The sequence below is a fragment of the Leucobacter sp. gxy201 genome (genome assembly GCF_051043335.1).
Lineage (GTDB): Bacteria > Actinomycetota > Actinomycetes > Actinomycetales > Microbacteriaceae > Leucobacter.
Genome location: NZ_JAMXWS010000002.1, coordinates 274,017 through 287,488 on the forward strand (window position 1 = coordinate 274,017; position 13,472 = coordinate 287,488).

12 protein-coding genes are annotated in these 13,472 nt (G+C 70.4%); 4 read left to right on the forward strand and 8 right to left on the reverse strand.

Annotation, left to right across the window (positions count from 1 at the left end):
* Positions 1-18 precede the first annotated feature (18 nt).
* The 6 genes from NHL51_RS04130 to NHL51_RS04155 all read right to left on the reverse strand — a co-directional run bounded on the left by NHL51_RS04130 (position 19) and on the right by NHL51_RS04155 (position 5,885).
* Positions 19-207, reverse strand: coding sequence for a hypothetical protein (locus NHL51_RS04130; protein WP_434141901.1), 189 nt, complete (start codon positions 205-207; stop codon positions 19-21).
* Positions 208-256: 49 nt separating this feature from the next.
* On the reverse strand, positions 257-1,033 hold the full coding sequence (locus NHL51_RS04135) for a TIM barrel protein (RefSeq protein ID WP_434141902.1): 777 nt from the start codon (positions 1,031-1,033) through the stop codon (positions 257-259).
* Positions 1,034-1,076: 43 nt separating this feature from the next.
* Entirely contained in the window at positions 1,077-2,129 is a 1,053-nt protein-coding gene (locus NHL51_RS04140) for a Gfo/Idh/MocA family oxidoreductase (RefSeq protein ID WP_434141903.1), read from the reverse strand.
* Between the two features lie 213 nt (positions 2,130-2,342).
* Complete coding sequence (locus tag NHL51_RS04145) at positions 2,343-3,398, reverse strand: LacI family DNA-binding transcriptional regulator (RefSeq protein WP_434141904.1); 1,056 nt, start codon at positions 3,396-3,398, stop codon at positions 2,343-2,345.
* A 78-nt stretch (positions 3,399-3,476) separates the two neighbouring features.
* Positions 3,477-4,484, reverse strand: a complete 1,008-nt coding sequence (iolG, locus tag NHL51_RS04150; RefSeq protein WP_434141905.1) for an inositol 2-dehydrogenase — start codon at positions 4,482-4,484, stop codon at positions 3,477-3,479.
* Between the two features lie 363 nt (positions 4,485-4,847).
* Positions 4,848-5,885, reverse strand: coding sequence for a LacI family DNA-binding transcriptional regulator (locus NHL51_RS04155; RefSeq protein ID WP_434141906.1), 1,038 nt, complete (start codon positions 5,883-5,885; stop codon positions 4,848-4,850).
* Positions 5,886-6,071: 186 nt separating this feature from the next.
* Between NHL51_RS04155 and NHL51_RS04160 the strand changes: the two genes are divergently transcribed.
* From NHL51_RS04160 to NHL51_RS04170, 3 genes are all read left to right on the forward strand, one after another.
* Positions 6,072-7,274 (forward strand): Gfo/Idh/MocA family protein, encoded by a 1,203-nt coding sequence (locus NHL51_RS04160; RefSeq protein WP_434141907.1) that lies wholly within the window; start codon positions 6,072-6,074, stop codon positions 7,272-7,274.
* 26 nt (positions 7,275-7,300) lie between these two features.
* Entirely contained in the window at positions 7,301-8,296 is a 996-nt protein-coding gene (locus tag NHL51_RS04165; RefSeq protein WP_434141908.1) for a sugar phosphate isomerase/epimerase family protein, read from the forward strand.
* Between the two features lie 88 nt (positions 8,297-8,384).
* Entirely contained in the window at positions 8,385-9,404 is a 1,020-nt protein-coding gene (locus tag NHL51_RS04170) for a Gfo/Idh/MocA family protein (RefSeq protein ID WP_434141909.1), read from the forward strand.
* A 158-nt stretch (positions 9,405-9,562) separates the two neighbouring features.
* Here the strand turns inward: NHL51_RS04170 and NHL51_RS04175 are convergent, their stop codons facing one another.
* Positions 9,563-10,486 (reverse strand): sugar phosphate isomerase/epimerase family protein, encoded by a 924-nt coding sequence (locus NHL51_RS04175; protein WP_434141910.1) that lies wholly within the window; start codon positions 10,484-10,486, stop codon positions 9,563-9,565.
* Between the two features lie 163 nt (positions 10,487-10,649).
* Here NHL51_RS04175 and NHL51_RS04180 point away from each other — a divergent pair, with 163 nt between their 5' ends.
* Positions 10,650-11,699 carry a Gfo/Idh/MocA family protein gene (locus tag NHL51_RS04180; RefSeq protein ID WP_434141911.1) on the forward strand — a complete coding sequence of 350 codons (1,050 nt, stop codon included), beginning with the start codon at positions 10,650-10,652 and terminating at the stop codon, positions 11,697-11,699.
* 233 nt (positions 11,700-11,932) lie between these two features.
* On the opposite strand, the gene NHL51_RS04185 is transcribed toward NHL51_RS04180, so the two are convergent.
* Positions 11,933-13,414, reverse strand: coding sequence for a sugar porter family MFS transporter (locus NHL51_RS04185; protein ID WP_434141912.1), 1,482 nt, complete (start codon positions 13,412-13,414; stop codon positions 11,933-11,935).
* Between the last annotated feature and the right edge of the window lie 58 nt (positions 13,415-13,472).

Here is a 13,472-nt window from a genome sequence, read left to right on the forward strand (position 1 = left end):
CTGGCCAGCTGGGCCGTTCTACTCCCCCGCGGGGGCGCCGCCGGGCTGCACCGTCGGGTCGGCGGGCGCCTGGAAGAATTGGAAGATGCCGTTGTCGCCGGCTATCTCACCGCCCTGCGCGAAGTAGAGCAGAAACCCGAGCGCACCGATGATGAGCATGCTGAACACGACGATGCGCAGGATGCGCTGCTGCTTCTGCTCGTCCATCACGCGCTCTCCCTCATTCGACTGCCCGGCTTCTCGTCCAGCACCGAGCCTACGCCGCGAACGCTGCCGCGAACGCATCGAGCGCGATGTCGGGGTCGCCGCTCGCCCAGGCTTCCACCCCGATCACGCCGGAGTAGCCGAGCGAGCGCAGCGCCGCGGCGACCGCCTCGTACCGAATCTCACCGGTGCCCGGCTCGCAGCGCCCCGGCACGTCGGCGACCTGGATCTCGCCGATCCACGGCAGCGCCTCCGTCACGAGCTCGATCAGATTCCCCTCGCCGATCTGCGCGTGGTACAGGTCGAGGTTCAGGCGCAGATTCGGGTGATCGACCCCGCGCACGAGCGCGAGCGTGTCGGCTGCGCGGGCGAACGGCGTGCCCGGGTGGTCGACGGCGAGGTTGAGATTCTCGAGCACGAACGTGCGCCCCGCGGATTCGCCCAGGGCAGCGATTTCGCGCAGCGTGTCGGCTGCGCGCACCCAGTCCTCGCCGGTGACGCTCTCGCGCGGCACGACCGGCAGGCCGCCCTCGCCGAGCCCGGTGCCGTGCAGGTTGAGGCGCGGCGAATCGATGACGGCTGCCGCCTCGAGCGAGAGCTTCGCGGTGGCGATGAGTTCGGCGCGCCCTTCGACGGTCGTGAGGTCGCCGCGGAGGTATCCGGTCATCGATGAGAACTCGGCTCCTGTGGCGGCGAGCGCCTTGAGATCCTTATTGCTCCAGTCCCAGATCTCGACGAGGAAGCCGCGCTCGTGGATGCGGCGCACGCGCTCCTCGATCGGCAGGTCCAGGAACAGCATCTCCGCGCAGGCGGCGAGGCGGTAGCTCATCTTCGGTGATCCCTCTCTCGTGTCGACAGCTCTCATGAGCAGCTCAGATGACCGCGCCGCGGTCGTCGAGCGCGACCGGGGCGCCCCGGGTGACCGATTCGATGCAGGCCAGGGCGATCACGAGCGCGGCGCGGGCATCTGCGCCGGTGGCTCCGGCGACTGGGCCGCCGTTTCGGATCGCGTCGACGAACGACACGAGCTCATCCGTGTAGGCCTGGTGGAACAGGTCGATGTTGAGTCGCGTGGTCGGTGCTGCAGCGCCGGCTCCGGAGTAGTGGCGCGTGCTCGTCGCACGTACGTCGCCGGCGGTGACCATGCCGCCCGAGCCGAACACTTCGCCGCGCACGTCGTAGCCGTAGGCCGCCGAAAAGTTGGCCTCGGCGCTCGCGAGTGCGCCGTTGCTGTAGCGAATGGTGACCATGGCGGTGTCGAGCAGGCCCGACTGCTTGAAGTCGGGGTACGCGAGCGCGTCGGCGACGGCGAACACCTCGACGGGTCGGGCGTCGGCGTTGAACCAGTTGAGCGTGTCGAAGTCGTGGATGAGGGTCTCGAGGAAGATGGTCCACGGCTTCACCGCGCCCGGGTTCGGGATGCCGGGGTCGCGGGTGAGGGATCGCAGCAGCTGCGGGGTGCCGATGCCGCCGTCGGCGACGATCTGGTGCGCCGACGCGAAGTCGCGCGAAAAGCGACGGTTGAAACCGGTCTGCAGCGGCACGCCCGCGTTCTTCGCGGCGAGGATCGCGCGGTCGGCGTCTTCGAGAGTGAGCGCCATCGGCTTCTCGACGAACACGGCCTTGCCCGCCTCGGCGGCTGCGACCACGAGGCCGGCGTGGGTGAACGCGGGCGACGAGATGACCACGCCGTCGACGTCGGGATCGGCGAACACCTCTGCGGCATCGAGCACGGTCTTCGAAACGCCCAGCGGTGCGGCGACGCGCTCGGCGGCGCCCGGCACGGGGTCGGCGACGACCGCGAGTTCGGCGCTGGGAATGCGCTGCGCGATCGTCTCGGCGTGGAAGGCTCCGATCCACCCGGAGCCGATGAGGCCGAGACGGACGGGGGTTGCGGTCTTCGCATGGGTGGTCGCGTCGGTCATGGCGAGTCTCCTGGTTCGTAGCGATGCATCACGGACTCCGCATGCCGTAAAGCAGGTCTCGCCGTGTTCGAGAGCGACGATAGCAGCGAAAACTAGAACGTGCTAGTAGTGGATTCGCGACACGCCGAAACCGGCCGCGAACCACCCCCATGCAGGCCGCGGGCGCGACCTCGACGAGAGCCACGGGACGGTCAGTTCGAGATGACCGGGCGGTCAGTTCGCGGGCGCCGGCCCCGTGCTGCTGCGCACGGCGAGCGTCACCGGCACGCGGTGATGGACGGGGCCGGCGCTGCTTTCGGGGCACTCGATCCGCGCTTCGGCCGCGTCGATGGCGAGCGCCGCCATACGTGCCGGGTCGGGGCGTACGCTCGTCAGATCCAGGTACGGGAGGCGCGCTGCGCTGCTGTCGTCGAACCCCACGACCGACATCCCCTCGGGCACCGCGACGCCCGCGCGGATCAGCATACTCGTCACCCCGGACGCGCAGCGGTCGTTCGCGCAGATGAGCGCCGTCGGCCGCACCCGCCGCGCGAGCAGCGCCTGAGCCGCGCGGCTCCCGCCGACCTCGGTGTACCCGCTCTCGACGACGTCGATGTGGCTCGCCAGCCCGGCCTCTGCCATCGCGGCGGTATAGCCCGTCAGCCGTTCGACGGCGTTCGGGCCTTCGGCCGGCCCGACGTAGACGATATCCCGGTGCCCGAGACCGGTCAGGTGCGAGACCGCGAGAGCGATGCCCGCCTCGTTCTCGACGCGCACATCGTCGTGCTCGTCGCCGTTCGAACGCGGGCCGCCGAGCATCACCGCGGGAATGGCGTCGGGCAGCTGCGTCACGGTGCCGGCTTCGTCTTCGGCCGCGAGCACGATCAGGGCTTCGATGCGCTGCCCCATCAGCTCGTCGAGCGCTGTGCGCTGCGGCCTGCCTGGGCCCATATGGCTCAGCGCGAGCGTGTAGCCGCGCCGTTCGGCCTCGGCGTAGAGCGCGTCGACGAGGTCGGCCTCGAACGGCTGGCGCATAGTGAACAGCACGCCGAGCCGCCGACTGCGCCGCAGTCGCAGCATTCGCGCGGAGTCGTCGGGGTAGTACCCGATCTCGCGCGCCGCAGCCAGCACGCGCTCGCGCGACTCATCCGACGCCCCCGGGGCGCCGCGCAGCACGATCGACACGAGCGGCCGCGAGAGACCGACCCGGTCGGCGACGTCCTGCATCGTCGGGCGCCGCGGGCCGCGACGTCCGTCAGCACGCCCGTCGTCTACCGCTTTCGCCGCCACCCCCTCATTGTGGCACGGGGCCGAAGCCCCTTGCGCGTGCGGCCGACGACGCGCCGCCGTGCGGCCGCAGGCCGGATACTAGAACTCGACCGCGACGACGACGCCCTCGGTCGCCGAGCGCTGCGCGGCATCGGCGAGCACGAGCGCTGCACGGCCGTCTTCGAAAGTCGGGCTCGTCGAGGCCTCGCCGCGAGCGAGCTTCACGAACTCGGCGAGCTCGTCGGAGTACGCGCGGGCGTAGCGCTCGAGGAAGAATTCGGGGTACGGGCGCTTCGCCTCGACCGCGGAGGCGCCCGAGAAGCTCACGAGCGTCGACGGTTCGTTCGAGACCTGCAGCATGCCCTGGCCGCCGAACGCCTCGATGCGCTGGTCGTAGCCCGCCGAGCTGTGGCGCGAGTTCACGATGGTGACGATGGCGCCCGACGCGGCGCGCAACGTGGTGACCGCGGTGTCGTAGTCGCCGTGCTCGCGCGCGCCGGCATCGAAGGTCTGCGTGCCGGTCGCGCTGACCGAGACGATATCGTCGACGAAGAAGCGCGCCATGTCGAAGTCGTGGATGGTCATATCGCGGAAGATGCCGCCCGAGACCTTCACGTAGTCGGCCGGGGGCGCCGCGGGGTCGCGGCTGATGATGACGAGCTGCTCGAGCGCGCCGACCTCGCCGGCCGCGACGCGGGCGCGGGCCTCGGCGAAGGCGGGGTCGAAGCGGCGGTTGAAGCCGAGCGCGACCGGCACGCCGCTCGACTGCACGAGGGGGCGCAGCGCGTCGACACGCGCGATGTCGAGGTCGATCGGCTTCTCGCAGAGCACCGGCAGGCCGGCCTTGACCGACGCCTCGATGAGGTCGACATGGGTCGGGGTCGGGGAGGCGATCAGCACGGCGTCGATCTCGCCCGAAGCGATGAGCTCCTCGGGCGAATCGGTCGCAGTGCCGCCGAAGCGCTCGACCACGTTGTGCGCGCCCGAGATGAAGGGGTCGGCGACCCACGCGAGCGTTGCGTCGGGCGACGCTGCGATGCTGGCGGCGTGGACCTGGCCGATGCGGCCGGTTCCGATCAGGCCGAAGCGGATGGGCTGCTGCGTCATGGCGGGTCCTCTGAATTCTTCTCTGCGGTGAGCGCGGCGCGGAGTTCAGCGCCTGGTATGTGCAGACATTCTGCCGCGTTCAGTATAAGAGGATTGGACCGGTCCGAACAGTGGCGAAACACGGTCTTTTCTCTCCAGGGATCTCCACGCACACTTCCCAGAATCGCTCCGGGCGACATTCCTCGCCCGTCGAACGCTCGACGCCCGCACACGACCGAGCCGTGGAGCCATATGGCCCACCCGCGCGGCACCGGTGGTTCATTCGGCTCCACGACATGGATTCGTGATGCGCGGGAACCGGAGTGCTCTGACGAGACCGGAGGACTCGACAGATGTCGGCGAACTCGACCGAGGTCGGCGAGTTCAGCCGCGGTCGGCCGCAACCGCCGCCGTCGAGCCGCGCACCACGAGCCGCGGCTCGAACAGCTGCTGAGCGCTCGACGCGCGCACGGCATCGGCCCCCGGCCGCGAGCCGATCAGATCCGTCAGCCGCCGCCCGGCGGCCTCGCCGAGTTCGCGCACATCGCCGCTCACCGTCGTCAGCGAGATCAGTTCGTAGGCGGCGAGCGGCGAATCGTCGTAGCCGACGACCGAGAGGTCGCGGGGCACGGTGAGCCCGCGATCCCTGGCCGCGCCGATCACCCCGACCGCCATCGGGTCGTTGACCGCGAACACGGCCGTCGGTGCGGGTGCCGCACCGGGCACCGCGGCCTCGTCGAACAGCACGGCCGCCGCGGCGCGTGCCGCCGCCTCGCTCGTCTGATCGGCCCGCACGACCCGGGGCGCGAGCCCGCGATCGCGCATCTCGACGAGATAGCCGGCCTCGCGCGCAGCGGCGCTCGCCCCGGGAGCCGAGACGCAGACGATCTCGCGGTGCCCGAGCTCGGCGAAATGCGCGGCCGCGAGCCGACCGCCGTGCTCCTCATCGCTCGCGATGACCGGCGCGTGCGGCACCTCGATCGCTCGCGTACCGAGCACCACCGCGGGCACCGTCAGGCGCGCCACCGCGTCGGCCGAAGCCTCGCCCGCGAGCACCACGCCGTCGACGCGCAGGGCGCGGAACGCCTCGAGCGGGTCGAACCCGAGATGCGCGTTGAGCGCCGCGTCGGCGACGCTCAGGCTGTAGCCGTCGGCGGCGAGCGCCGAGCGCAGGCCCGCGAGCGCGTTCGCGAACCAGAGGTTCTCGAAGTCGTCGATCACCACGCCGACGCTGCGGGTGCGCGTGCCCGCGAGCCCGGCGGCGAGGCGGCTCGGCGTGTAGTTCAGCTCGTCGACCGCGGCGAGCACCGCCTCGCGCTTCTCGTCGCTCACCTTCGGGGAGCCGCGCAGCACCAGCGACACGAGCGATTTCGAGACGCCCGCGCGCTCGGCGACGTCGTAGATCGTGGGCGTCTTTCGCATCGTTCCCTCGCTCTCAGAATTCGCTGCGGTGTTTCGCATTGACAACCGGTCGAGGTCAAGGTTACCGTAAACTCAATGGAGCGCTCCAACGCAGTCACAGCAAGGCGAACGACACCGCCGCATCATCGCGTCGCACCGGCAGCACCACCGCATCCGAAGCACCCGAATTCCCCCGAAAGGATCACCATGGCCGCACACTTAGGCGTCGCCGTCATCGGAGCCGGCATGGCAGGCAAGGCGCACGCCGCCGCCTACCGCGCAGCCGCGTCCGTCTACAAGCCGACGCTCCCCGAAATCCGTCTCGTCTCGATCGCCGACATCAACGAGGAGCTCGGCCGCGAGGCCGCCGCCCGCTACGGCTTCGAGCGCCACGACGCCGACTGGCGCGCCATCGTCGCCGACGACTCGATCCAGGTCGTGAGCGTCGTCGTCGCCAACTTCCTGCACCGCGAGATCGTCGAGGCGCTGCTCGCCGCAGGCAAGCACGTGCTCTGCGAGAAGCCCCTCAGCGACACCATCGACGATGCCCGCGCCATGGCCGACGCGGCGAGCGCCGCCGAAGCGAACGGCACGATCGCGCGCATCGGCTACAGCTACCTGCGCGCACCCGGCATCGCGTTCATGCGTCGACTCATCGACGACGGCCGCCTCGGCGAGATCCTGCACTTCTCGGGCCGCTACTGGACCGACTACGGCTGCCGCCCCGACGCCCCCATGAGCTGGCGCTACCAGGGCCCGGCCGGTTCGGGCGCGCTCGGCGACGTCGGCAGCCACCTCTCGTACATCGCCGAGCACCTCTGCGGCGACGTGCGCTCGGTCTCGGGCGGCCGCTTCCACACCTCGATCGCCGAACGCCCGAAGCCCCTCGGCGCCATCGTCGGCCACACCCGCGGCAATGTCAGCGACGAGCTCGCCCCGGTCGAGAACGACGACTACGCGACGTTCAACGCCGAGTTCGAGCGCTGCGTCGGCACCCTCGAGGTGTCGCGCGTCGCCGCCGGCCACCCGAACGACCTGTACCTCGAGGTGTTCGGCTCGAAGGGCGCCGCCCGCTGGAGCCAGCGCGTGCCCGGCGAGATCGAGGTCATGCTGCACGAGGACGGCGAGGGGAGCGACGACGTCGCCGGCTACCGCACGGTCTCGCTCGGCCCCGCGCACCCGCACTACGCGGGCGGTTGGGCGATGGATGCGCCGGGCGTCGGCGTCGGCCAGAACGACCTCTTCGTGCACCAGGCGCGCGCGTTCCTCGAAGAAGTGGCAGGGATCCCTGTCGAAGCATCGCTGCCGCGCTGCAAGACCTTCGCCGACGGCGTGCACAACATGGAGTTCCTCGCAGCGGTCGCCGAGTCGGCAGCCCGAGGCGGGGCGACCGTCGCGGTCGAGAACTGAGAACTGAGAACTAGGGAGAACTGGACATGAAGCTCGGCGTCTACAACGCGATTCTGCACGACCGCAGCCTGCCCGAGGCGATCGAGGTCGTGCAGCGCCTCGGCCTCACCGGCATCGAGATCAACTCGGGCGGCTTCCTCGCCCCCGTGCACATCCCGAACCGCGACGACATCCTCGCCTCCGACACTGCCCGCGACGAGTACCTCGGCCTCTTCGAGGGCACCGGCGTCTCGATCGCGGGCCTCAACTGCAACGGCAACCCGCTGCACCCGAAGGCGCTCATCGGCGACGCGCACGCCGCAGACGTGCGCCGTTCGATCGAGCTGGCGGCCCGACTCGGGCAGGATCGCGTCGTCACCATGTCGGGCCTGCCCGGTGGCGAGCCCGGCGCGACCGTCGCCAACTGGGTCGTGAACGCCTGGAACTCGGCCGCGCTCGACGTGCTCGACTACCAGTGGGACATCGCGGCGAGCTTCTGGCGCGAGATCGACCGCTTCGCCGCCGACCACGGCGTGAAGGTCGCGCTCGAGCTGCACCCGCAGAACCTCGTGTTCAACTCGGCCGACGTGCACAAGCTCATCGAGCTCACCGGCGCCACCCATGTCGGCGTCGAGCTCGACGCCTCGCACCTGTTCTGGCAGCAGATGGATCCCGTCGCCGTCGTGCGCCACCTCGGCGAGCTCGTCTTCCACGCCGCCGCGAAGGATGTGCGCGTGAACCCCGAATTCGCGCAGCTCAACGGCGTGCTCGATAACTCGTTCCGCCGCCTCTCGGCCGACGAGCCCCGCACGAACCTCGGCGGCGACGAGTGGGCCAACGAGTGGCCGAAGCAGTCGGCATGGGATTTCGTGGCGCTCGGCCGCGGCCACGACACCGCGTTCTGGACCGAGTTCCTGAGCGCCCTGCGCGACATCGACCCCGGGATGTGGGTCAACATCGAGCACGAGGACGTGTCGCTCGGCCGCATCGAGGGCCTCGAGGTGGCATCGCAGGTGCTGCGCGAGGCGAACGCGGCGCTCTAGTGTGGTCGACAGGGATCATGACGCCGCGTCACTGATCCCTGTCGAATACTCGAACTCATATCACCGGATCGACCCCTCAGGAGAGCTCATGCGTATCGGACTCGTCGGCTACGGCGCCGGAGGGCGCATCTTCCACCTGCCGTTCATCCAGGCGGCGCCCGAGTGGGAGATCGTCGGCGTCGTGACACGGTCGGCCGGGCGCCGCGCCGAGCTCGCGGCCGACGTGCCGGGGCTTCGAGCCTTCGATTCGCTCGACGATCTGATCGATGCGGGCGTCGACGCCGTCGTGATCACGACCCCGCCGAGCACCCGCCGCGAGCTCGTGCTGCGCGCTCTCGAACGCGGCGTGCACGTCGTCGCCGATAAGCCCTTCGCACCGGATCTCGCGACCGCGCAGGAGCTCGTCGACGCCGCCGCTGCCGCGGGCACCTGCCTCACCGTCTTCCACAACCGGCGGCAGGACACCGACTTCCTGACGCTGCGCGCAGTGGTCGCCTCGGGAGAGATCGGCACGCCGATGCGCGCCGACTTCGTGCTCGACCAGGCAGACCCCGCGTCGCGCGAGATCGCCGTCGGCGGCGGCCTGCTGCGCGACCTCGGCGCGCACGTCGTCGACCAGGCGACGCAGCTGTTCGGGCCGGTCGCACGGGTCGATGCGCACCTCGACTGGCTCGACGTGCCGGGCGGCCGCGTCGACTGCGGCTTCTCGATCGCGCTGCATCACGAGTCGGGCGCCTTCAGCCAGGTGTCGTCGAGCCGGCTCGGCCTGCGCGACGAACGCGGCATGATCGTCTACGGCAGCGAGGGATCGTACGCGTCGCGCATGCACGATGTGCAGGTCGACCAGACCTTCGCGGGGCTGCGCCCGAACACCGCCGAAGACTGGGGCGTCGAGGCCGAGGAGCGCTGGGGCACCCTCGCGACGGCCGCGGGGTCGCGCCGCATCGCGCCGGTCGCGGGCGACTACACCGACTACTACCGCGGCCTGCACGCCGCACTCGCCGCGGGCGAGGAGCCGCCCGTGCGCCTCGCGGAGGCCCTGCACACGGTCGCCATTCTCGATGCGGCGCGCGAGAGCGACGAACTCGGCTGCTCGGTCGAGCTCTAGGCCGGATTCGGCCCGATCCCTCTTCCGCCGCTGTTTCTCGGGATCGGCGCGCGCGACAAGGGGTCGCGAATTGGGGTGTTTTCGCGGGAGTCACCCCAATTCGCGCCCCCTTGTCGCCGGTGGAGCACTGCCGGCGACCCGAGCCGCCGCCGGCGCCCCTACGCCAGCGCTTCGCGCAGCACCGCGGCCGCCTCGGCCACGCCGTCGGCGCCGCCGACCGCGACGTCCTCGTGCTCGATCGAGAGCGCGCCGTCGTAGCCGGCCGCGCGCAGCGCCGCGACGAACGAGCGCCAGTAGGCTGCATCGTGGCCCCGCCCGACGGTCACGTAGTTCCAGGAGCGCTCAGCCGGGTGGTGCACCGTGAGCCCCTCGAGGCGGCTGCGCACGGCGACCGACTCCTCGATGCGGGTGTCTTTCGCGTGCACGTGCTGGATCGCGCCGCCGAGTTCGGCGATCGCGGCGAGCGGGTCGGCGCCCATCCAGAAGAGGTGGCTCGGGTCGAAGTTCACGCCGACGATGTCGCCGACCGCCTCGCGCAGCCGCAGTGCCGAGGGCACGTTGTAGACGAGCTGGTTGGCGTGCATCTCGACGGCGAGCTTTGTGACGCCCTGGGCGCGCGCGAAGTCGGCGAACTCCGCCCAGTACGGCAGGGCGATGTCGTTCCACTGGTGCTCGAGCATCTGCGTCGTCTCGGGCGGCCACGAGGTGGTGATCCAGTTCGGCATACGGTCGCCCGGGGTTCCGGCCGGGAGCCCCGACATGAGCACGACGGTGTCGAGGCCGAGCTCGCCCGCGAGGCGCACGGCGTCGCGAGTCATGCCGTCGGCGCCTGCCTCGGTCGGGTGCAGCTGATTGCCGCTCGCGTTGATCGCCGAGATCGCGAGCCCGTGGTCTTCGACCTTGCGCAGCAGCTCGCCCTGCGCGGCAGGCGAAGCGAGCAGTGCGGGTGCGTCGATGTGCGGCTTGGGCGACCAGGTGCCCGCGCCGAACTCGACGGTCGTGGCACCGACGTCGCGCGAGTGCGCCAGCGCCGCGTCAAGGCCGAGTTCGGCCAGGCTGTCCGTCAGAACGCCGATGTGCATGGATCCGCTCCTTCTGCGCGAGGTGTGTTGACACTCCAGTTTAGAGCGCTCTAACCTGGATGCAAGAGGGAGCACCGAACTCGTCGCCGCCGCGATTCCCGACAGGGATCCACACGCTCGGCGATCCCTGTCGAGGTGCCGCACGCGCCCGAGAAGGAGCCCCATGACCGCAGCAGCGCCCACGACCGCCGATGCACTGCGCATTCCCGACCCGCGCACGCCCGCGCCCGAGACGGCGCCGGTGCTGAACTGGGGCGTCATCGGGCCGGGCCGCATCGCCGAGCAGTTCGTGAGCTCGCTCACCCGGCACTCGACGCAGCGGGTCGCCGCGATCGCGTCGCGCGACGAGGCCCGCGCTCGTACCTTCGCCGACAAGCACGGTATCGACCGCGCCTACGGCAGCACCGAGGCCATGCTCGCCTCCCCCGGCATCGACGTCGTGTACGTCGCGACGCCCCACGTCTTCCACCGCGAGGGAGCGCTGGCCGCGCTGAACGCCGGCAAGCACGTGCTCGTCGAGAAGCCGCTCGCGATGAACGCCGCCGAAGCCGAAGAGATCGCGCGCGCCGCCCAGGATGCCGGCCTCTTCGCGATGGAGGCGATGTGGCCGCGCTTTCTGCCCGTCGCCGACTCGATCAGGCAGCTGCTCGAGACAGGGGCGCTCGGCGAAGTGCGCCACCTGCGCGCCGACCTCGGCGAATACTTCGCTCCCGACCCCGCGGGGCGGCTCTTCGACCCGGCGCTCGGCGGCGGCTCGCCGCTCGACCTCGGCGTCTACCTCACCGCGTTCTCGTCGTTCGTCTTCGGCGGAGCCCCGTGCTCGGTGACCGCGACCGGCCGCCGCGCCTTCACCGGCGTGGTCGCCGACGCCGCCTTTGCGCTCGAGTACCCGACGGGCAGCGCGCAGCTCTACACCACGCTCGAGACCCGCACGCCCACGGCGGCGTTCATCGCCGGCTCGCGCGCGACCCTCGCGGTGGGCTCGCCGTTCTACGCGCCGAGCGAGCTCACCCTCACGGCCGCCGACGGCTCCGAGAGCGTGACGCGCAGCTTCGAGCCGCAGTCGCAGACCGCCGGGCTTTGCTACGAGGCCGCTGCAGTCGCGCGGGCGATCGACGCGGGTCTCACGCAGTCGGAGCTGCTGACCCCGGCCGACAGCATCGCCTCGTTGCGCGTGCTCGACGAGATCGAAGCGGCGATCCCTGGCGCGTAGCTTTCACCCGCGCCGCCCATCACCGGTGCCCTTGCGCACGAGCGGTGCCGTTACGCACTGCGCATAGCAGCACCGCGCGCGCATAAGGGCACCTTCCACCAACAGGGGCACGGGCACGGGCAGCCGCGCACCGGTCCTGGACACGCCTCGGCCCCCGCACCCCGCGCGAAGCGGGAGACGGGGGCCGAGGTGCTTTCCGGGGCGCGTACACGAACGCGCGGCCCGGGCGCGAACTACTTCTGCGCCGAGAGGCGGATCGCGCCGGTGGTGACGTCCTCCTCGAGCTCCTCGAGCGTGCGCCCGCGGGTCTCGGGCACGAACTTCAGCACGAAGAAGAACGAGACGATGTTCACGACCGCAAAGATCGCGAAGAGCCCCATGCCGACGGCGCCGACGATCGACGGCACGAAGGTGGCGAGCACGCCGTTCGCGATCCAGAGCACGAAGACCGCGACACCCATGCCGACGCCGCGCATGTGCAGCGGGAAAATCTCGGAGAGGTAGACCCAGGTCGCGAGGTTCAGGAACAGCTGGATCGAGCCGATCATGATGACGATGAGCACGAGGAACACCCAGCCGCGGGCGAGGCTCGGCTCGGGGAAGATGAGGAGCATGGCGATGGCGATCATGATGTGCGAGATCGCGGTCATGCCGTAGCCCCAGAGGAAGTTGGTGCGACGGTTGACGCGGTCCATCAGGCTCAGGGCGATGATGCCGCCGATGACGGCGATGACGCCGGGGGCGATGTTGACCCAGCCGATCATGTCTTCGGTGAAGCCCGACTCGGCGAGCATGCGCTGGCCGTAGTACATGATGGCGTTGACGCCCGTGAACTGCTGCGCGATGCCGAGGCCGCAGGCGACCAGCAGAATGGCGAAGAGGTGCTTGTTCTTGAGGATCGCCTTGAAGCCGATCTCGCGGTGGTCGGCGCGGCCCTCTTCGACGGTGATCTGCTCGACCTCGGCGAACTCGGCGACGGCGCGGTCATCGGAGCGCACGGTCTTGAGCACGGCGAGGGCCTCGTCGTAGCGGCCCTTCTCGGTCAGCCAGCGCGGCGACTCGGGCATGCGCAGCATGCCGAAGAAGAGGAAGATCGCGGGAATCGCGCAGACGGCGAACATGATGCGCCAGACGCCGTCGTGGTGGCCCCAGATCGCGGCGATGACGGCGTTCACGACGAAGGCGGCGAGCTGGCCGACGACGATCATGAGCTCGTTGCGGCCCGAGAGCGAACCGCGGATCTCGAAGGGGGCGAGCTCGGCGAGGTAGACGGGCACGACGGCGGAGGCGCCGCCGACCGCGAGGCCGAGCATGATGCGGCCCGCGATGAGCATCGAGAACCCGAAGGTGGTGTGGGTGCCGTGCTCGGGGCCGCCGGGCGAGGTGACGACGAGCAGGGTGCCGAGGAAGAACATCGTCGACAGGAGGATGATGGTCGGGCGGCGGCCGATCTTGTCGGAGATACGGCCGCAGATCATCGCACCGAATGCGGCGGCGAAGACCAGCGAGCTGATGACGACGCCGATCTGCAGCGCGTCGAAGCCCATCTCGGCCTGCAGCGGGCGCTCCGCGCCGTTCGCGACACCGGTGTCGTAGCCGAAGAGCAGACCGCCGAAGGTCGCCACGAGGGCGATCATTCCGAGGCGCTTGCTGTGCGGGCCTTGAGTGAGCGGCGGCAGTGCCGGTCTACTCGGTTCGGTTGCTGACGAGGCCATTGTGTGGGCTCCTTCGTAATCCGTTGGCGCCGCCGTCTTTGCGACGCTCCCGCGATCC